20 protein-coding genes are annotated in these 19270 nt (G+C 69.5%); 12 read left to right on the top strand and 8 right to left on the bottom strand.

Annotated features, from left to right (window positions below; all coding sequences use genetic code 11):
* Positions 1–421: MaoC/PaaZ C-terminal domain-containing protein (locus tag ACLL81_RS13670; protein ID WP_411288907.1), on the top strand; the 421-nt coding region annotated here is incomplete at its 5' end.
* Here the strand turns inward: ACLL81_RS13670 and ACLL81_RS13665 are convergent.
* The 3 genes from ACLL81_RS13665 to miaA all read right to left on the bottom strand — a co-directional run bounded on the left by ACLL81_RS13665 (position 418) and on the right by miaA (position 3939).
* Complete coding sequence (locus ACLL81_RS13665) at positions 418–966, bottom strand: DUF4262 domain-containing protein (protein WP_411288906.1); 549 nt, start codon at positions 964–966, stop codon at positions 418–420. The genes ACLL81_RS13670 and ACLL81_RS13665 overlap by 4 nt on opposite strands.
* Positions 967–1042: 76 nt before the next feature.
* Positions 1043–2833, bottom strand: coding sequence for an acetolactate synthase 3 large subunit (locus ACLL81_RS13660; protein ID WP_411288905.1), 1791 nt, complete (start codon positions 2831–2833; stop codon positions 1043–1045).
* A 185-nt stretch (positions 2834–3018) separates the two neighbouring features.
* Positions 3019–3939 (bottom strand): tRNA (adenosine(37)-N6)-dimethylallyltransferase MiaA, encoded by a 921-nt coding sequence (gene miaA / locus ACLL81_RS13655; protein WP_411288904.1) that lies wholly within the window; start codon positions 3937–3939, stop codon positions 3019–3021.
* On the opposite strand from miaA, the gene serB reads away from it, so the two are divergent.
* Complete coding sequence (gene serB, locus ACLL81_RS13650) at positions 3938–4807, top strand: phosphoserine phosphatase SerB (RefSeq protein WP_411288903.1); 870 nt, start codon at positions 3938–3940, stop codon at positions 4805–4807. The genes miaA and serB overlap by 2 nt on opposite strands.
* A 49-nt stretch (positions 4808–4856) precedes the next feature.
* Positions 4857–5522 carry an HAD family hydrolase gene (locus tag ACLL81_RS13645; protein WP_411288902.1) on the top strand — a complete coding sequence of 222 codons (666 nt, stop codon included), beginning with the start codon at positions 4857–4859 and terminating at the stop codon, positions 5520–5522.
* On the opposite strand, the gene hflC is transcribed toward ACLL81_RS13645, so the two are convergent.
* Complete coding sequence (gene hflC, locus ACLL81_RS13640) at positions 5519–6412, bottom strand: protease modulator HflC (RefSeq protein WP_411288901.1); 894 nt, start codon at positions 6410–6412, stop codon at positions 5519–5521. The genes ACLL81_RS13645 and hflC overlap by 4 nt on opposite strands.
* Entirely contained in the window at positions 6409–7593 is a 1185-nt protein-coding gene (gene hflK, locus ACLL81_RS13635) for an FtsH protease activity modulator HflK (RefSeq protein WP_411288900.1), read from the bottom strand. Before hflK ends, hflC begins: the two co-directional genes overlap by 4 nt.
* A 140-nt stretch (positions 7594–7733) precedes the next feature.
* On the opposite strand from hflK, the gene ACLL81_RS13630 reads away from it, so the two are divergent.
* A complete protein-coding gene (locus ACLL81_RS13630; protein WP_411288899.1) occupies positions 7734–8846 on the top strand; it encodes an Mrp/NBP35 family ATP-binding protein in 1113 nt (370 codons plus the stop codon).
* Here the strand turns inward: ACLL81_RS13630 and ACLL81_RS13625 are convergent.
* On the bottom strand, positions 8836–10248 hold the full coding sequence (locus ACLL81_RS13625; protein WP_411288898.1) for an MFS transporter: 1413 nt from the start codon (positions 10246–10248) through the stop codon (positions 8836–8838). The genes ACLL81_RS13630 and ACLL81_RS13625 overlap by 11 nt on opposite strands.
* Positions 10249–10340: 92 nt before the next feature.
* Positions 10341–11246: an SDR family NAD(P)-dependent oxidoreductase gene (locus ACLL81_RS13620; RefSeq protein ID WP_411288897.1), complete on the bottom strand. Its 906-nt coding sequence runs from the start codon at positions 11244–11246 to the stop codon at positions 10341–10343.
* A gap of 475 nt (positions 11247–11721) precedes the next feature.
* Between ACLL81_RS13620 and ACLL81_RS13615 the strand changes: the two genes are divergently transcribed.
* Positions 11722–13005: a NupC/NupG family nucleoside CNT transporter gene (locus ACLL81_RS13615; RefSeq protein WP_411288896.1), complete on the top strand. Its 1284-nt coding sequence runs from the start codon at positions 11722–11724 to the stop codon at positions 13003–13005.
* A 10-nt stretch (positions 13006–13015) separates the two neighbouring features.
* The gene (locus ACLL81_RS13610; protein WP_411288895.1) at positions 13016–13633 is read left to right on the top strand and encodes a glutathione S-transferase family protein; all 618 of its coding nucleotides are present in this window, start codon (positions 13016–13018) and stop codon (positions 13631–13633) included.
* A 4-nt stretch (positions 13634–13637) separates the two neighbouring features.
* Here ACLL81_RS13610 and ACLL81_RS13605 read toward each other — a convergent pair whose 3' ends face one another.
* On the bottom strand, positions 13638–14108 hold the full coding sequence (locus tag ACLL81_RS13605) for a PaaI family thioesterase (RefSeq protein WP_411288894.1): 471 nt from the start codon (positions 14106–14108) through the stop codon (positions 13638–13640).
* A 141-nt stretch (positions 14109–14249) separates the two neighbouring features.
* On the opposite strand from ACLL81_RS13605, the gene ACLL81_RS13600 reads away from it, so the two are divergent.
* The 6 genes from ACLL81_RS13600 (at position 14250) to ACLL81_RS13575 (ending at position 19147) form a co-directional block, all read left to right on the top strand.
* A complete protein-coding gene (locus ACLL81_RS13600) occupies positions 14250–14834 on the top strand; it encodes a hypothetical protein (RefSeq protein ID WP_411288893.1) in 585 nt (194 codons plus the stop codon).
* A 13-nt stretch (positions 14835–14847) separates the two neighbouring features.
* Positions 14848–15996, top strand: coding sequence for an acyl-CoA dehydrogenase family protein (locus ACLL81_RS13595; RefSeq protein ID WP_411288892.1), 1149 nt, complete (start codon positions 14848–14850; stop codon positions 15994–15996).
* Between the two features lie 2 nt (positions 15997–15998).
* Positions 15999–16265 (top strand): DUF3253 domain-containing protein, encoded by a 267-nt coding sequence (locus ACLL81_RS13590; protein WP_411288891.1) that lies wholly within the window; start codon positions 15999–16001, stop codon positions 16263–16265.
* Complete coding sequence (locus ACLL81_RS13585; protein ID WP_411288890.1) at positions 16262–16906, top strand: glutathione S-transferase family protein; 645 nt, start codon at positions 16262–16264, stop codon at positions 16904–16906. The genes ACLL81_RS13590 and ACLL81_RS13585 overlap by 4 nt, the downstream gene beginning before the upstream one ends.
* A gap of 69 nt (positions 16907–16975) precedes the next feature.
* Positions 16976–17995, top strand: a complete 1020-nt coding sequence (locus ACLL81_RS13580; RefSeq protein ID WP_411288889.1) for an alpha/beta fold hydrolase — start codon at positions 16976–16978, stop codon at positions 17993–17995.
* A 63-nt stretch (positions 17996–18058) separates the two neighbouring features.
* Positions 18059–19147, top strand: coding sequence for a Glu/Leu/Phe/Val dehydrogenase dimerization domain-containing protein (locus ACLL81_RS13575; protein WP_411288888.1), 1089 nt, complete (start codon positions 18059–18061; stop codon positions 19145–19147).
* The last annotated feature ends 123 nt before the right edge of the window (positions 19148–19270 follow it).

Below are 19270 nucleotides of genomic sequence, written 5' to 3'. Positions count from 1 at the left end.
GGCGCTCAGCGCGAAATCATTGAAGGTGGGCGACGCCCACACCGCCCGTCTGGTGGAAGACCTGAAACGCACCCAGATCGTCCAGTATGCAGGCGCCTCGGGCGACTACAACCCGCTCCACACCGACGAGATCTTCACCACCCAAGTGGCGGGCTACCCCTCGGTCTTCGCCCACGGCATGCTGACCATGGGCATGACCGGCAAGATGCTGACCGACTATGTCGGCGACGCGCGGCTGACCAAATACGGCGTGCGCTTCACCAGCCAGGTCTGGCCGGGCGACACCCTGGACGCGACGGCCACGCTCAAGGCGATCACCGACAAAGACGGCGCCAAGATCGCCGAGTTCGACGTCAAGACGGTCAACCAGGCCGGCGTCGAAGTGCTCAGCGGCTACGCCGAAGCCCGCATCGACGACTAGTGAAGATGGCGCGGCGGTCTCTGGCCGCCGCGTTCGTCGTCTTCTGGCGCCCCGAAATACGGCAGGTAAAGCTCTGGCTGCTTCGGCCGATCGTCAGCGCTGAAGCCGTCTTCCCAGGGCATGACCCCATTCTCGTCTGAGATGACGAGCTGGAAGGCCTTGAAACCCTCCCGCCCCATCTTTCGGTGCTGGCGATGCCAGATGGCGAGGCTGAAGTACTCGGCGCGAATCTGGCTCGGGTGGACCGCCCGCCAGGCAAGCCGGGGTCCGCCGTTCCCCTCGAGCCTCCAAGGCGCCTTGTCCGCCAGCTTGAGTTGGCCCGTCCTGAGCTGCGCATGGGCCCGCGTGATCAATCCCTGGGAAACCTTGGCGTCAGCCCCGAACACAATGAGCTCGGGCGCGCGCAGCTGTTGCCAGAGGCCGATGGAGTAAGCGAAGCTGGCCTGGCCGTCGGTCCCAGAAATGTAGTTCCCGGTCCAGCCGTCCTTATGGATGCGCCGGAGGAAACCCCACTTCGCCCAGGCCAGGTAGATCTCGTCCCACACGCCGCTCATCCGCATGGGAGGCAGCAAAGCTTAGCGAGAACAAAACGTCAACATCCTCGCGCTTGGCAGACGCCGCCTAGACCAACCGCTTGCCCGCGTCGTCGATCACGGCGCCTAGGTCGCGGCCGTCATTGGCCAGGATCATCTCGTTGTGGGCCTTGCCCGACGGGATCATCGGGAAGCAGTTCTCTTCCTTGGTCACCCGGCAGTCGAACAGCACGGGCTTCCGAACCGAGATCATCTCCAGGATCTTGTCGTCAAGCTCGTCGGGCGTTTCGGCGCGGATGCCGACCCCGCCGAAGGCCTCGGCCATCTTCACGAAGTCGGGCAGGCTGGCGGAATAGGAGTGGCTGTAGCGCTCGCCGTGCAGCAGCTGCTGCCACTGGCGGACCATGCCCATCCACTCGTTGTTCAGGATGAAGATCTTGATCGGCAGGTCGTACTGAATGGCGGTGGCCATTTCCTGCATGGTCATCTGCACGCTGGCGTCGCCGGCGATGTCGATGACCAGCGAGTCGGGGTGGGCCATCTGCACGCCGACGGCGGCCGGCAGGCCGTAGCCCATGGTGCCCAGGCCGCCGGAGGTCATCCAGCGGTTGGGCTCGTCGAAGTGGAAGAACTGCGCCGCCCACATCTGGTGTTGGCCAACCTCGGTGGTGATGTAGACGTCGTGGCCGCGGGTCAGTTCGTAGAGGCGCTGGATGGCGTGCTGCGGCTTGATCAGCTTGGTGTCGGGCTTGTAACGGAAGCTGTCGCGGGCCCGCCAGGCGTCGATCTGGCGCCACCAGTCGGCCAGGGCGGCGGGCTCGGTCTTCAGGTTCCGCTGCTTCCAGAACGCGATCATGTCCTCCAGCACCGAGGCCGCGTCGCCGACGATGCCGATGTCGCAGCGGACGTTCTTGCCGATCGACGAGGCGTCGATGTCGATGTGGATCTTGCGCGAGGTGGGGGCGAAGGCGTCCAGGCGCCCGGTCACCCGGTCGTCAAAGCGCGCGCCGACGGCCACCATCACATCGCAGTCATGCATGGCGTTGTTGCTCTCGAACGAGCCGTGCATGCCGACCATGCCCAGCCACGCGGGGTCCGAGGCCGGAAAGGCCCCCAGGCCCATCAGGGTGGAGGTGACCGGCGCGCCGGTCAGGGCCTGGAACTCCCGCAGCAGGGCGGCGGCGCGGGGGCCGGCGTTGATCACCCCGCCGCCGGTATAGAGGACCGGCCGCCGCGCCTTGGCGATCAGGGCGCAGGCTTCGGCGATGCGGCCGGGGTCGCCCTTCACCCGGGGCGCATAGTTGTGGGCGTGCTTGACCTCGCCTGGGCCCTGGTAGGCCGCCTTGCCGAACTGGACGTCCTTGGGGATGTCGATGACCACCGGGCCCGGCCGGCCTGAGGTGGCGATGTGGAAGGCCTCGTGGATGATCCGCGGCAGGTCCTCCACCGACTTCACCAGGTAATTGTGCTTGGTGCAGGGTCGGGTGATGCCGATAGTGTCGCATTCCTGGAAGGCGTCGGTGCCGATCAGGTGGGTGGCCACCTGGCCGGTGATGACGATCAGCGGGATGGAATCCATCAGCGCGTCGACGATGCCGGTAACCGCATTGGTGGCGCCGGGGCCGGAGGTGACCAGCACCACGCCGGGCTTGCCGGTGGAGCGGGCATAGCCCTCCGCCGCGTGGGTGGCGCCCTGTTCGTGCCGCACCAGGATGTGGCGCAGGCGGGGCTCGGCGAACAGCGCGTCATAGATCGGCAGCACCGCGCCACCGGGATAGCCGAACAGCACCTCGACGCCCTGGTCGAGCAGCGCGCGCACCACGATCTCCGCGCCGGAGAGGGTGTCCTGGTCGGCTTCGATGGTCTGGTGGGCGGTCATGGGCGAAGACCTTTGGGGGTTCTCAGGGCAATAAAAAAGGCCCGCGGGGGGCCTGGCGTACGCGACCGTGTCCGGGCTGACTCTGGGTCAGTCCGCCGACGGTCGCCATACGGGTACAAGAATTCCGCGCAACGGATTTCCTCAAGAGTTGTGGATCAGGCATGTCGCATGCCCCACCCAAGGCGTCAAGGCGAGCCGAGCGCAAGAAACTGCCCCCACTGGCCATCCAGGTCGAGCGCGTCGAGCCTTGGCCAGCCGCCCATCTGGCCACGCATCCAGGTGCTCTGGCGCTTGGCGTAGCGGCGGGTCTCCTGCCGGGCCAGCGCCAGGGCCTCGGCCAGCGTCGTCTCGCCGCGCAGGTGGGCCGAGAACTCGCGCACGCCCACCGCCTTCAACGCCGGCAGGTCGGGATCGAGGTCGCGGGCGACCAGCGCAGCCACCTCCTCCAGGGCGCCGGCGTCGATCATGCCGGCGAGGCGCGCGTCGCAGCGGGCGTAGAGTTCGGCGCGGGGCGGCTCCAGGGCCACCGCGCGCCAGGCGTCGGGGGCCAGGACGGCGGCGCCGGTGTTCTGCCAGTCCGACAGGGGCGTGCCGGTGGCGGCCTGGACCTCCCAGGCGCGGACCAGCCGCTGGCGGTCGCCCGGCGCGATGCGGATGGCGGCGGCCGGATCGTGCACCGCCAGGCGCCCACGAAACGCGCTCTCGCCCATCAGGTCGAAGTCGGCGGCGGCCTCGCGGCGCACAGCGGCCGGGACCTGCGGGATCTCGGCCAAGCCCTCAGTCAAGGCGCGGAAGTAGAGCCCGGCGCCGCCCACCACGATGGCCGAGCGGTTGCGCTCGGCGATATCGGCCAGGACCTCCACAGCCGCCCGCAGCCAGCGGCCCACCGACCAGCCGTCCGCGGCGTCCACGGTCCCGAACAGGTGGTGCGGCGCGCGGGCCATCTCCGCGTCCGTCGGCCGGGCGCTGAGGACACTTAAGTCGCGGTAGAGCTGCATGGAGTCAGCGTTGACGATCTCGCCGCCGAGGTGGTCCGCCAGACGCAGGGCCAGGGCCGACTTGCCGCTTGCCGTGGGCCCGGCGATCAGCCAGATGCGGGGCGCCATGGAGCTTGTCCTCACTCTCGTCGGCGACGCGCCGGACGCCGCCGTCGAAGCGCTCGCAGGCGCGGGCCTGGGCGTCAAGGCGCCGATGGTCCTGGGGCCGGGCGCCGTGGACATCGTGCTTGACGGCGACCTTGCGCAGATGCGCCAAGCGGTCGCCGCCGCGCTTGTGGGCCACGCCGTCGACGCCTGCTTGCAGCCTGCTGGCGGCCGGCGAAAGCGCCTGCTGCTGGCCGACATGGATTCGACCATCATTAACGTGGAGTGCCTGGACGAGCTGGCCGACTTCGCGGGGGTGAAGGCGCAGGTCTCCGCCATCACCGAGCGGGCCATGCGGGGCGATCTGGCGTTCGAGGCGGCGCTGCGCGAGCGGGTGACCATGCTGAAGGGCCTGCCGCTGATCGCCCTGGAGGCGACCTATTCGCAGCGGGTGCGGCTGAACCCCGGCGCGCGGACCCTGGTCAGGACCATGGCCGCCAACGGCGCGCGCTGCGTGCTGGTGTCCGGCGGCTTCACCTACTTCACGAGCCGGGTCGCGACCGCCGCGGGCTTCCACGCCGACCGCGCCAACACCCTGGGAGAAGGCGAAGGCGGGCTGACCGGCCTGGTGAGCGAGCCGATCCTCGGCCGTGAGGCCAAGCTGGCCGCGTTGCAGGAGGAGGCCGCCGCCCTGGGCGTCGCCCTCGAAGCGACTCTCGCCATCGGCGACGGCGCCAACGACCTGGCGATGATCGAGGCCGCCGGGCTGGGGGTGGCCTACCGCGCCAAGGCGATCGTGGCGGCCCGGGCCGACGCCAGGGTGGACCACGCGGACCTCACCGCCCTGCTGCACTTTCAGGGCTATCGGACGGACGAGTTCGTAACGGACTGAAGCGGGGATTGATTTCCCGCCCGGCGCCAACTCGGCGTAGAGCCCGGCCATGAGCCTTCCCCATACAGTCCTCGCCGTGGTCTTCGACATGGACGGCCTGCTCTGCGACACCGAGGTGGTCTACCGAGACGCCATGCACGCCGTCGCCGCCGAGCGCGGCCATGACTTCCCGCTCGCGCTGTTCCAGTCGATGATCGGTCTGCCGGGCCCGATGAGCGACCGCCAGATGCTGAACCATTTCGGCGAGGACTATCCGGTGGCCGACTTCAACGAGCAGGTCCGCGTTCGCGTCGACGCGGCCTGCGACGCCGGCATCGTCCTGAAGGCCGGTGTGACGGAACTCCTCGATCATCTGGAAGCAGCCGACCTGCCGCGCGCCATCGCCACATCGTCCAGTCATCGCGCGGTGCAGGCGCACCTAGGCCAAAGCGGCGTACTCCCACGTTTCCACGAGGTGATCGCAAGGGGGGACTACGCCCGCGGCAAACCCAATCCGGACCCGTTCCTGAAGGCTGCCGAGCGGTTAGGTGTAGCGCCGGCCCACTGCCTGGCGCTGGAGGACAGCCACAACGGGGTGCGCGCTGCCTCCGCCGCCGGGATGATGACGGTGATGGTCCCGGACCTGCTCGACGCCACGGAGGAGATGCACGGCCTGTGCGTGCGCATCGCCCGCGACCTGCACGAAGTGCGCGAGATGCTGGCGGCGCAGGGTTAGCGCCCGGTGGGGCCGCGCTCGAAGTAGCGGAAAAAGGCGCTGTCGGGGGAGAGCACCAGGGTGGTGTCGCCCTGACCCAGGCTCGCCTCATAGGCCTGCATGGACCGGTAGAAGGCGGCGAACGACGGGTCGCGCCCGAAGCTGTCGGCGAAGATGCGGGTGCGCAGGGCGTCGCCCTCGCCTCGGGTGGTCTCGCCGAGCTCCTGGGCGGTGGCCAGGGTGATCGCCACTTCGCGGTCGGCGGAAGCGATGATCTCGCGCTTCTGCTGCTCGCCGACGGCGCGGATCTGGGCGGCTTCCTGCTGGCGCGAGGTCTGCATCCGACGATAGACGGCGGCGCGGTTGGCGTCGGGCAGGTCGGCGCGCTTGATCCTCAGGTCGATGACCTCGATGCCCAGGCGCGAGGCCTGCGCCCGGCGGGCCACGTCCAGCTTGGTCTGCTGCATCAGCTGGCCGCGGCGCCCGGAGATGATGTCGCCGGAGGTGGCGGAACCCAGCACCTGGCGCAGGGACGAGTTCACCAGCCGCTCGATGCGGTCGGCCGCGGTGCGGTCGTCACGCAGGGTGCGGTAATACTGCAGCGGATCGGAGATGCGGTAGCGGATGAAGGCGTCCACCACCAGGCGCTCCTGGTCGGCGGCGATGACTTCTTCCTGCTGGGCCTCCAGCGCCAGGTTGCGCCGATCGAGCTTGATGACGTTTTCGAGGAACGGGGCCTTTGCGTTCAGGCCCGCGCCGTTCTTCCCCGGCGCGTTGATCACCCGCACCGGCTCGCCGAAGCGGACCACGATGGCCTGCTGCCGCTGCTCGACGATGAACAGGGTGTTGGCCAGCACCACCAGCACCAGGGCGGCGATGATGCCGTAGAGGGTCAGGCGACGGCGGTTCATTGGGCGGCGCTCCGGCCGGCCTGGGCCTGGGCCTGGGTCTGCGGGGCGGGCGTAATGCCGCTGGCGGCGGCGGGACCGGTGCGCGGCCGGAACACATCCGGCGGCAGGATGATCGGGGCGCTGGCGCCCTTCGAATCCACCACCACCTTGTTGGACCGGGCCAGCACCCGCTGCATGGTCTCGATGTAGAGCCGGTCGCGGGTCACGCCCGGCGCGCGGCGGTACTCGCCGTAGATGGAGTTGAAGCGCGCAGCGTCGCCGGTGGCTTCGCGCACGGCCTGCTCGCGGTAGCCCTGGCCGGACTGGGTGATGCGCGCGGCGTCGCCCTTGGCCTCGTTGACCACCCGGTTGCGGTAAGTGTTGGCTTCGTTGCTGGCGCTCTCGGCGTCCTGGCCGGCGTTGGCCACTTCGCGGAAGGCGGCGACCACCTCCTGTGGCGGATTGGCGGAGCGGATCTGCACCTCGACGATGCGCACGCCTGCGCCCCACTGGTCCAGGGTCCGCTGCATAAGCTCCGCGGCCTGCAGCTGCACCTGGCCGCGGCCGCGGGTGAGGATCTGCTGCAGGGGGGTCTTGCCCACCACCTCGCGCATGGCGCTCTCGGCCACGGCCTTCACCGAGCCTTCGGGATCGCGGACGGTGAACACGTAGCGGTCGGCGTCGGACACCCGCCAGGTGACGCTGAAGTCCAGGTCGATGATGTTCTCGTCGCCGGTGAGCATCAGGCTCTCCTGCGGGACGTCGGCCTCGCCGACGCCGCCCACGTCGATGCGGTTCAGCGAGGTGACCGGCACCTTCTCCACGTGCTCGATCGGACCGGGCAGGTGATAGCGCAGGCCGGGGCTCTCGTTGCGCGCATAGGCGCCGAAGGTGGTGACCACCGCCTCCTCGTTCGGCTGCACGATGTAGATGCCGGATAGCGCCCAGAGCGCGAAGGCCGCGCCGACCAGGGCGGCGATGGCGCCGGGCCGCACGCCGCCGCCGGGGCCGCCGGAAAACAGCTCGCGCAGGCGCTGCTGGGCGCGCTCGAGGGCGGCGGCGATCTCGGGACCGTCAGGGCGCCGGGGACCGCGCGGGCCACCGCCGCCTGGGGGGCGTCCGGGCGGGTCCTTGCGGCCGCCGTCGTCGCCGGACGGGGGCGAGCCCCAGGGACCCGGGTTGGCGTTATCGTTCCAGGGCATCAGCCGCGTCGCGTCTTGGTCAAGCGAGTTACTTACGATCCAGGCGCGGCCGGGTCGCGCAAACCCCCATTGGGCTTGTAAACCGGCGCTGCCAGTCGGATATGAGACCGCCGCCCGCCCAAAGCAAGACAAAGGCGTCAATGACACCGCCTGCCAACCCCGATAGAGCCGCCATCCTGCAGGCGCTCGACACCGTGGTCGATCCGCGGTCCGGCAAGGGGCTGACCAGCGCCGGCCTGGTCCGCGGCCTGGTGATCCGCGGCGGCCGCGCGGCCTTCATGCTGGAGGTCCCGGGCGCCGACACCGCCCTGTACGCTCCCGTGCGCGACGCCGCCGAACAGGCGCTGGCCGCGGTACCGGGCGTGGAGACCGCGCAGGTGGTGCTCACCGCAGAGACGGCCGCCCCGCAGCTCAAGGTGACGCCGGCCCGGCGCAGCGCCCGGGTCTCCGACGATCCGCAGGCCCGGCTGCAGCCGATGCCGGAGGCCGAGCGCCCGCCCCATGTGCGCCGGGTCCTGGCGGTGGCCAGCGGCAAGGGAGGGGTGGGCAAGTCGACGGTGGCGGTTAACCTGGCGGTGGCGTTCGCGAAACTGGGGCTCAGCGTGGGCCTGCTGGACGCCGACATCTATGGCCCGTCCGCGCCGCACATGCTGGGCTGCGAAGGCGAGCCCAGCTTCGACGCCGACAAACGCCTGATTCCGCTGGAGGCCTGGGGCGTGAAGGTGATGTCCATCGGCTTCATCGTCGAGCCGGGGACCGCCAACATCTGGCGCGGGCCGATGGCGACCTCGGCCTTCCGCACCCTGATCGGCAGCGCCTGGGCTACGGCGGAGGCTCCGCTGGACGTGCTGGTGGTGGACCTGCCCCCCGGCACCGGCGACATCCAGCTCACCCTGGTGCAGCGGCTGAAGCTGGACGGGGTGATCGTGGTCTCGACCCCGCAGGAGATCGCCCTGATCGACGCACGCCGGGCCGCGGCGATGTTCGAGAAGACCGGCGCGCCGATCGCCGGCGTGGTGGAGAACATGGCCTGGTTCACCGATCCGGCGACGGGCGCCCGCCTGCCGATCTTTGGCCAGGGCGGGGCGGCGGCGGAGGCGCAGCGCCTGGGCGTGCCCCTGCTGGCGGAAATTCCCCTGGAGATAGCTCTGCGCGAAGGCGGCGATCAGGGCCGGCCGCTGGTGGCGACCAACCCCGACAGCCCGGCGGCCCAGGCCTTCATGGCCATGGCGCGGACGCTGGTTAGCGGCTGACCCCGCCCGGCTCTCCGGTCAGGCCCTCCAGCACCGGCGCCTCGTCGTAGAGGGCGTCGCGGGCCTCCAGCTCGGTCCGGATTTCGGCGTGGCGCTTAGCGTTCAGCTTGTAGCCAAAGAAGCAGGCGCCCCCGAGCATCACGAACACCACCGGCCCGATCATGTAGGCAAGCTCCAGCCCGCGGATGGTCGCCGCGCTGTTGGTGGCCCCTTCCGCCGCGTTGTAGTTCACCGCGGCCAGCACGTTGAAGGTCAGGAAGATCGAGGCGGCGCCGGCCACCTTGGTGGTGGCGTTGGTCATGGCGTAGAGCAGGCCCATCCACTCGCGCCCGCTCTCCAGCCGGATCTCGTCGCCGATGTCGGCGGTGAGGGCGCGGATCATCACCGTGAAGCCCGCGGCCATGGCGCCCAGAATGAACATCACCGGGGCGGCGGCCAGGAACTGGCCCTTGGGCAGCAGGATCAGGGTCACCAGCACCACGGAGTAGATCGTGGTGTTGATCATCAGGGCGCGGTGCTTGGAGAAGCGGTTGGCCAGCCAGGCGGCCAGCGGCGCGCCCACGAACCCGGCCAGGATGTAAATCATCAGCAACAGGTTCGCCTGGGTGGTGGTGAAGCCCCGTGAGTCCTTGAAGAAGAACAAATAGAGCGCCGCCATCCAGCCGGGGCCAAGGGTCACAAACAGGTCGGCGGCCAGGATGCGCAGGATGTTGGGCCTGGTAAGCAGGGCCCAGTAGTCGCGCAGCCGGAACCGGGTCTCGTGGTCCTGGGTGATCCGCTCGGGGGTGCGCCAGACCGCCACGGCCACGGTGATCGGGGCGGCGGCGATGATGAACCAGACCATGGCCTGCACGCCCTGCGCGTCGGTGTAGCCTTGGCTCGCCGCGATCACCGGGATCAGCAGCACCATGGTGGCGCCGGTGACGCCCACCGCCGTCAGCACGCCGAAGATGCGCGAGCGCTGGTTGTATGTGGGGGCCAGCGTCGCGGCCCAGGCCAGGTGCGACAGGAGCAGGATCGAGAGGCCCAGGTACATCACCAGTAGCCAGCCGATCAGGTAGAGCTGGCCGGTTCCGGGCCCTGCGCTGATCAGCATGTAGAGCGCGCCCATCACCACCGGCGCCCCTATCACCGTCCATAGCCGGTAGCGCCCGAAGCGGCTGCGGGTGCGGTCCATGACCAGGCCCAGCATGGGGTCCAGCGGAATGTCGATGGCCCGGACCAGGGCGAAGGCGCCTCCCACCACCACCAGGCTCATGCCCAGGTGGCTGGCGAAGTAGCGCGGCAGGTGCACCGCCACGGCCAGGATCAGGGCCGAGATCGGAATGCTGGTGCAGGCGAACGCCAGGATGGCGGGAAGCGAAAGCGGCGCGCCATAGCTGGCGGCCCTGGCCTGGGTCACGGATGCGTCTCCTGCGGCGCCGCACCTCTGGCGGGCGCTGGCTGGAGCCGAAAGTTACGCGTGTTCAGCCACCGGCTGGCAAGCGATTTCCCTCAGCCGCCCTGCATCTTGCGGAATACCTTGGCGGTCTGCTCGCCGCCGGTCTGGTAGGCCTGCTGGCCCTCGGCGTCGGTGATCCTGGCCCAATTGTCGCGCACCTCTTCCACCGACAGGCCGTCATCGCCCAGGTAGACGCCCTCGGTCTCAACGATGCGGGAGAGCGCGAAGGCCCCGGCGCCGGCGGTGAGGATCGCCCCGGTGGGCGCCTCTTCCGAGCAGAGGAAGACCACGCCGGGAGTCACGTATTCCGGCTTCAGCTTCTCCAGCACGGCCGGCGGCATCAGGCCCTCGGTCATGCGGGTGGCGGCCACCGGGGCGATTGCGTTGACGTGGATGTTGTTCTTCTGGCCCTCGAGCTTCAGCGTGTTCATGAAGCCGATGATGCCCAGCTTGGCGGCGCCGTAGTTCGACTGACCGAAGTTGCCGTAGAGGCCGGACGAGGAGGTGGTGACCACGATCCGCCCGTAGTTCTGCTGGCGCATGATTTCCCAGACGGCCTTGGCGGGCTTCACCGTTCCGAGCAGGTGCACGTCCAACACCACCTCGAAGTCGGCGATCTCCATCTTGGCGAAGGTCTTGTCGCGCAGGATGCCGGCGTTGGCGATCAGGATGTCGATGCGGCCCCAGGCGTCCATGGCCTGCTTGACCATCAGGGCGACGCCGGCGTCGTCGGTGACCGAGGAGCCGTTGGAGAGCGCCTCTCCGCCGGCCGCCTTGATCTCCTCCACCACCTTGTTGGCCGCGTCCGAGCCGCCGCCGGAGCCGTCCATGGAGCCGCCCAGGTCGTTGACCAGCACCTTTGCCCCGCGCCTGGCGAGCTCCAGGGCGTGTTGCCGCCCGAGGCCGCCGCCTGCGCCGGTGACGATCGCCACTTTGCCGTCGAAGCGGATGTCCACCATGGAAAGTCCCTCTGGAACGGATGTTCAAGTTCGGCGCGCGTTGTGCGGCGATGCGGGAAGGCCGTCAACTGCACTCATCCCCGCCCGCTGTGGGGGGAGAGTGGATCGCCCGGCGAGCGCCCGGTCTGGCCAACGGTCGCGGAGGGGAGGGCGCCTCGGCGGTTTCGGCCCGCACGATGCGCACGATGCGCTCGGTGCGCGGCTCCAGATCGAGAAGGGACCGGTCGAATCCCGGTAGGACAGGCCCTCCAGGGATTGAATTGGACGCAACGTCAATGCCGACGGCGCGGTCGACCGCACCGTGGTGGTGGCCACCAGCGCCGCCACCGAGGCCTTGACCAAGGTCTATGGCCAGACCGCGCTGGTGAAGGAACTCACCGGCCGCTAGCCGACACGGCGCTTGCGTCAAGCGACGGGTTCATCCTCAATCTGGATGTGTCCCGGCGCGGTGAGCGGCGGACGGTGGGGGCCGTGCATGTTCCGTCTCGAGAACGCCCAGAGCCTGGTGGGACTGGCCGTCATCCTGCTGATCTGCTGGACGGTCTCGGAGAACCGCCGGCGGTTCCCTTGGAAGCTGGCCATCGGGGCCATCGCCATCCAGGCGCTGCTGGTGCTGGCGCTGTTCGGCCTGCCCGTGCTGCGGGCCGCGCTGGCCGGCGTCGGCCAGGCGGTGGACGGCCTGGCCACCAGCACCCAGACGGGCGTTGCCTTCGTGTTCGGCTTCCTGGCCGGCACCCCCAACCAGCCCTATCCGCTGACCGATCCCGGCTCGCTCTTCGTGTTCGGCTTCCGGGTCCTGCCAGTGATCCTGGTGGTCTGCGCGCTGGCCGCGCTGCTGTGGCACTGGCGGATTCTGAGGTGGGTCACCCAGGGCTTCGGCATCGTGTTCGAGAAGACCATGGGCCTGCGCGGCGCCCCGGCGCTGGCCACCGCCGCAACGGTGTTCATGGGCCAGGTGGAGGGCCCGATCTTCATCCGCAGCTACCTGCCCAGCCTGTCGCGGTCCGAGCTCTTCCTGCTGATCGCCGTGGGCATGGCCTGCGTCTCCGGCTCTACCATGGTGGCCTATGCAACCATCCTGAATGACGTGCTGCCCAACGCCGCCGCCCACGTGCTGGCCGCCTCGATCATCTCGGCGCCGGCCGGGGTGCTGCTGGCGCGGATCATCATCCCGCGCGATCCGGCGACCGAACAGCCGCAGGACCTCGATCCAGCCGCCGCCAAGGGCTACGACAGCTCTGTGGACGCCCTGATCAAGGGCACCTCCGACGGCCTGGCCATCGTGCTCAACATCGCCGCCACCCTGATCGTGTTCGTCGCCCTGGTGGCCATGGTCAACGGGGTTCTGGGCTTGTTCCCGGACATCGCCGGCGGCCCGCCCTCGGTTGAGCGCGGCCTGGGCGCGCTGTTCGCCCCGCTGGCCTGGTCCCTGGGCATTCCGTGGGCCGACGCGCCGGCCGCCGGCGCGCTGCTGGGCGTCAAGCTGGTGCTCACCGAGTTCACCGCCTTCATCCGGATGGGCGAGATTCCCCTGGGCGAGATCACCGAGCGCACCCGGGTGATCATGACCTATGCGCTCTGCGGCTTCGCCAATATCGCCTCGGTAGGGATCAATGTGGCCGGCTACACCGTGCTGGTGCCGGAGCGTCGGGCCGAGGTGATGGGTATGGTCTGGAAGGCGATGATGGCGGGCTTTCTGGCCACCTGCCTGACCGCCGCCGTGGTCGGCGCCATGCCCAGCCAGCTGTTCGGACAATAGGACGCCGTCGATGAAGCTCTACGACACCCCGCTGGCGCCCAACCCGCGCCGGGTCCGCTGGTTTATGGCCGAGAAGGGGATCGAGGACATCGAGATCGTCCGGCTGAACCTGATGGAGGGCGGCCACAAGACCGCCGACTACCTTGCCAAGGCGGGCCTGCCCAACGTGCCGGCCCTGGAGATGGACAATGGGACCACCATCACCGAGAGCCTGGCGATCTGCCGCTATCTGGAAAGCCGCTACCCCGAGCCCAACCTGTTCGGGCGCACCCCGGAAGAGACCGCGGTGATCGAGATGTGGACGCGGCGGGCGGAGATGCTGGTGGCGACGCCGATCATGGTGGGGGTGCGCCACAGTCACCCGGCGCTGGCCGCCCTGGAGACCCAGAACCCGGTTATCGCGGAGTACAACACCGCGACCGGGCTGCGCGCTCTGAAGGTGCTCGACCGGCGGCTGGGGGAGAGCGAGTGGCTGGGCGCCGAACGGCTGACCGTCGCCGACATCGTGGCCTTCATCGGCATCGACTTTGGCCGGATGATCAAGCTCAAGCCGCCCGAGGACCTGACCCATGTGGCCCGCTGGGCTCAGGCCATGCGCGAGCGGCCGGCCGCCAAGGCCGCCATGTAGTCGCTTACCCCGCGCTGCGCGGCCGGGTCTTCTTGAGGACGGCGGAGAAACTCATCATCGGTTCGCCGCCGGTGGCGATGATGCCGCGCACGAAGACCATGCTGCGGCCCGCCTTGACCACCTCGCCGGTGCACTCGATCAGGTCGCCCTCGTGGGCCGGGCCCACGAACTCGCCGTTGAATGTGGCGGTGACGCTGCGGCTGTCGGCCAGCGCGTCGCGGGCGATCACGAACAGGCTGAAGTCGGCGAAGGTCATCAGGCAGCCGCCGTGCATGAAAAGGCCACCGTTCAGGTGTTTCGTCTCGGCGCGGAAGGCGCAGATCGGCCGGCCGTCGTCACCGATGCGGAAGTAGAACGGGCCGGCCAGGTCCTCGAAGGGATCGCCGCCGGGGTACCAGGACCAGCCGGCCCATTCGCCCTCGGTGAGGGTGACCAGCTTGGAGGTGTAACTGTTCTCAGTCTCGCCGCCGTCCATCGAGCCTCCTGAGGGCTCGGAAGGGTTTGCCGCGAGCCGCCTCGAACACTAGTTTGGCCGCCCGCTTACGGCGTTGAGGATCGATCATGCAAGGCCGGACGGTTTCTTTCCGCGCAGCGGCGCGCCGGGCGAACGCCTGAGATGCTGACTCTGGTGTTGAGCGTGCTCGCGCTGGCCGCGGCCAAGCCGGCGGAGGAGGCGCCCGCGGCGACCTCGGCCCCCGAGGCCCCGACCGCGTCCAAAGACCCCGAGGCGCTGAAGAGCCAGACCCCGGCGGCTCAGGCCAGGGCGCCGATCTTCGATCCCGTCGTCAAGGTGGACGGTAAGGCCCTGCAGGTGGTGCACGGCGCGCGGGCGGTGTTCCACCTGACCGATGCCGGCGACCCGGTGCTGGACAAGGCCGAGAAGGGCCAGCTGGCCACCGCCCACCCGTTGGGCAAGGCCACCGAGACCTTCGAGGCCCCCGGCAAGGGCCAGATCGCCGTGGCGCTGGACGGCTCGGCCGAGAAGAAGGCCTCCTACCTGAAGATCTGGAACGGCCTCGACTATCCGGTGATCTACCGGGCCGGCGTCCTGGTGCTGAACCGCGGCAAGCTCGAGCCGGGGAACGTGAAGGTCTGCGCCGTCCCGGCCGGCGGGACCCGCCTTGAGACCTGGCCAAGGCCGGTGGTGGCCGTGGCGCTCGCCACGTTCACCCGGGCGGCCGACGATAAGACCTGCAAGTAAGAGGTACCGATCCATGGCGCTCGACGCCGAGACCCGCGACCAGCTAATCGACACCGTGCGCCGGTTCGTCTCAGAGCGGCTGCGCCCGCTGGAGGCCAAGGTCGCCGAAGACGACGCCATGCCCACCGACGTGGTGGACGAGATGAAGGCCCTGGGGCTGTTCGGCCTGTCCATCCCGGAGGCCTACGGCGGCCTTGACCTGTCCATGGAGGACGAGTGCCTGGTGGCCGTCGAGCTGGGCCGCACCAGCCCCGCGTTCCGCTCCACCTTCGGCACCAATGTGGGCATCGGCAGCCAGGGGCTGGTGATGTTCGGCACCGAGGCGCAGAAGGCCAAGTACCTGCCCGGCATCGCGTCGGGCGAGATCATCACCTCGTTCGCGCTCACCGAGCCCGAGGCCGGCTCCGATAGCGCCAACGTCCAGACCCGCGCCATCCTGGACGGCGACGCCTATGTGCTGAACGGGACCAAGCGTTACATCACCAACGCCAACAAGGCCGACCTGTTCACGGTGATGGCCCGCACCGACCCGGCCAAGGCCGGCGCCGGCGGGGTCTCGGCCTTTCTGGTGGAACGCAACCTGCCGGGCCTGTCAGTGGGCAAGCCGGAAAAGAAGATGGGCCAACAGGGCGCCCACATCTGCGACGTGATCTTCGACAACGTCCGGGTGCCGGTGGAGAACCGTCTGGGCCGGGAGGGCGAGGGCTTCAAGGTGGCCATGCAGGTGCTCGACCGCGGGCGGCTGCACATCTCGGCGGTCTGCGTGGGCGTCGCCGAGCGCCTGCTGGCCGACTGCGTGGCCTATGCCAGCGAGCGCAAGCAGTTCGGCCAGGCGCTCACCGGCTTCCAGCTCATCCAGGGCATGATCGCGGATTCCAAGACCGAGGCCCTGGCCGCCAAGGCGCTGACGATGGAGACCGCCCGCAACCGCGACGCCGGCCTCAGCGTCACCATGGAGGCCGCGGCCGCCAAGTACTTCGCCTCGGAGATGGTGGGTAGGGTGGCCGACCGGGCGGTGCAGATCTTTGGCGGCGCGGGCTATGTAGCCGACCACGGCATCGAGCGGTTCTACCGCGACGTGCGGATCTTCCGCATCTACGAGGGCACCAGCCAGATCCAGCAGGTGGTGATCGCCCGCGAGACCCTGAAGCGCGGCGGCTGAGCATGAGCATCGACGTCGAGGCTGCGATCTTTGACCTGCTTGGGCAGGTTCCCGCCGGCAAGTCGGTGTCACCCGAACAGGTGGCCCGCGCGGTCGATCCGGAGGGCTGGCGCCGGCTCCTGGGCCATGTGCGCGCCACCGCCAGGGGCCTGGCGCGGCAGCAGCGGCTGGTGATCACCCGCCACGGCAAGCCCGCGGACCCGGAAGATTTCAAAGGCGTCTACCGGCTGCGGCTGCCGGACGCCCCACCCCAGGGAGACACCCCATGATCGTCTACGGAAACACGCTCTCGCCCTTCGTGCGCAAGACCCTGGCCTTCGCCGCGGAGAAGGGGATCGAGGTGGAGCTGGTCGCCGCCGGAATGGGCGCCGGCCCGCCGGAGTTCAAGCTGGCCAGCCCGTTTGGCAAGATGCCGGGGTTCAAGGACGGCGATTTCATGATCTCCGACTCCACCGCGATCATCACCTACCTGGAGGCGGTGAAGGCAGAGCCGAACCTGATCCCCGCCGAGCCCAAGGCCCGCGCCCGGACCATCTGGTACGAGGAATTCGCCGACACCATCGTCGGCGCCTGCGTGGGCAAGGTGTTCTTCAACCGGGTGGTGGCCAAGCTGATCGGCCGCGAGGCCAACCTGGCCGAGGCGGACGAGGCGCAAGCCGTCGAGTTCCCCAAGCTGGTGGACTATCTGGAGAGCGTGGTCCCGGCCTCGGGGTTCCTGGTGGAGGACCGCATCACGCTGGCCGACATCGCCGTCGCCAGCCCCTTCGCCAACCTCGGCCACGCCGGCTGCCCGGTGAACGCGTCGACCCATCCGAAGGCCGCGGCCTATCTGGACGCCATGCTGGCCCGGCCGTCCTATGCGGGAATAATCGCCAAGGAACGGGCGATGCTGTCCGGGCGCCCGGCCTGACCCGCAACGCCTGTTCCGACCGCGGAGTTGTTCCCCCTCTTAGGAGCTGACAATTCGGATTTCTCGCCCGTGAAGCGTCTCCTCGTCGCCCTCGCCGCTCTGATGCTCACCGCCTGCACCCCCTTGCTGGTGCAGCAGGCGGGCCAACCGGCCGTGGGATTCCAGGGGCCGCGGCTCGACAACGACGCGGTGATCAGCTTCGACGGCGCGCGGCTGGGACTGACCCGCTGGGAGGCCAAGTCGGCCGAGCCCTGGGCGGTGATCGTCGCGCTGCACGGCATGAACGACTACGCCAACGCCTTCCACCTGGCCGCGCCGTGGTGGGCCGAGCAGGGGATCGCCACCTACGCCATCGACCAGCGAGGGTTTGGCCGCTCGCCCGCCCGGGGCGTCTGGGCGGGCGACGAGTTGATGATGGAGGACCTGCGCACGGTCACCGCCCTGGTGCGGCAGACACATCCGAACGCGGTTGTCGCGGTGGTGGGGGAGAGCATGGGCGGGGCGGTGGCGGCCGCGGCCTTCGCCTCCGACCGGCCGCCGCCGGCCGACCGGCTGGTGCTGCTATCGCCGGCGGTGTGGGGCTGGAAGGCCCAGCCGCTGCCCAATCGCACGCTCCTGTGGATCGCCGCCAACTTCACCGCCTCGAAGATCTATACGCCGCCCCGCTGGCTGACCTCGCGGGTGACTCCCACGGACAACCGCGAGGAACTGATCGCCATGGGCCGCGACCCGTTGATGATCTGGGGCGCACGTTCGGACACCGTCTATGGCTTGGTCAACCTGATGGACCGCGGAGCGCAGACGGTGGGCCGGGCGGCGGTCCCGACGCTCTACCTCTACGGCGCCAACGACCAGATTATCCCGAAGAAGGCGGCCGTGCGGGCAGCCAGGCAACTGCGGCCCACGGATCGCTCCGGCTACTACGCCAAGGGCTGGCATCTGCTGACCCGCGACCGCCAGGGAAAGGCTGCCATGGCCGACGTCGCAGCCTTCCTGCGCGACCCTTTGGCGCCCCTGCCGTCCGGCGCCCCGCGGATTCCGGGCGCGTCCGCCGGGCCGGGCCCACCGCCCGTCGCGGCGGGGTTGTGACATGGGCCCGGCAGGCGTACAGGCACCCGCAATTCCGTCCCAGCAGTCAGTGAAGTCCGCGGCATGACCTTGTTCGATTCCCCCGCCTTCGAGGGCCACGAAGGCGTCCACGCCTTCTCCGACAAAAAAACCGGCCTCAAGGCAATCATCGCCGTGCATTCCACGGCCCGCGGCCCGGCCGCCGGCGGCTGCCGCATGTGGCCCTACGCCTCGGCCGAGCTGGCCCTGGAGGACGCCCTGCGCCTGTCGCGGGCGATGAGCTACAAGAACGCCATGGCCGACCTGGAGCTGGGCGGCGGCAAGGCCGTGATCATCGGCGACAGCCGGACCCAGAAGTCTCCTGCCCTGTTCGAGGCGTTCGGCCGCGCGGTGGACGCCGTGGGCGGCCGCTACTGGACCGCGGAAGATGTCGGCGTCTCGCCAGCTGACCTGATGCATGCGCGCAAGCAGACCCGCTACGTGGCCGGTTTGACCGGCCACCCGGCGGCCTCGGGCGATCCCAGCCCGGTGACCGCCGAGGGTGTGTTCCGCGGCATCCAGCTCTGCGTCCGGCGCGCCTACAACCGCGAGCTCGACGGCGTGACCGTGGCCATCCAGGGCGTCGGCCATGTGGGCGCCTACCTGGCCGACAAGCTGCACGCGGCGGGCGCCAAGCTGGTGGTCACCGACGTCAGCGAAGAGGCCTTGCGCGAGGTCGCCGAGCGCACTGGCGCGAAGGTCGTGGCCCCCGGCGCCATCTTCGACGTCGAGGCCGAGGTGTTCGCCCCCTGCGCACTGGGCGGGGCGGTCAGCGCCGAGACCCTGCCCAGGCTCCAAGGCAAGGTGATCGCCGGCGGTGCCAACAACCAGCTGGCCGACCCCGCGATCGGCCGCGCAGTGTTCGAACGCGGCATACTCTATGCCCCCGACTATGTGATCAACGGCGGCGGCATCATCAATGTCGCCTCCGAGCTGCGCGCCCGCCAGACCGGCGGTGCCTATGACGCGGCCTGGGTCGAGACCAAGCTGTCGCGTCTGATGGAGACGCTGGACGAGGTGCTCGAGCGTTCCGCCTCCGAGAACCGGCCGACGCATGAGATCGCCGGTGCCATCGCCGAGGCCCGTATCAACGCCGCCCGCGACGCCAAGGCCGAGCAGCGCAAGGCCGCCTGAACGCCGGATTCGCGCGACAAGCGCATCCGGAACACTATGGCGGCTGCTTCCCGTGCTGATTCGGGCTGGGGTGCCATGACCGCAACCGCGTTGACCTCGCCCAAGAGCCGTTCGTTCGACCCG

This window comes from Phenylobacterium sp. (assembly GCF_046590535.1).
Taxonomy (GTDB): domain Bacteria; phylum Pseudomonadota; class Alphaproteobacteria; order Caulobacterales; family Caulobacteraceae; genus Phenylobacterium.
This window is presented reverse-complemented; position numbering and strand designations above follow the sequence as displayed.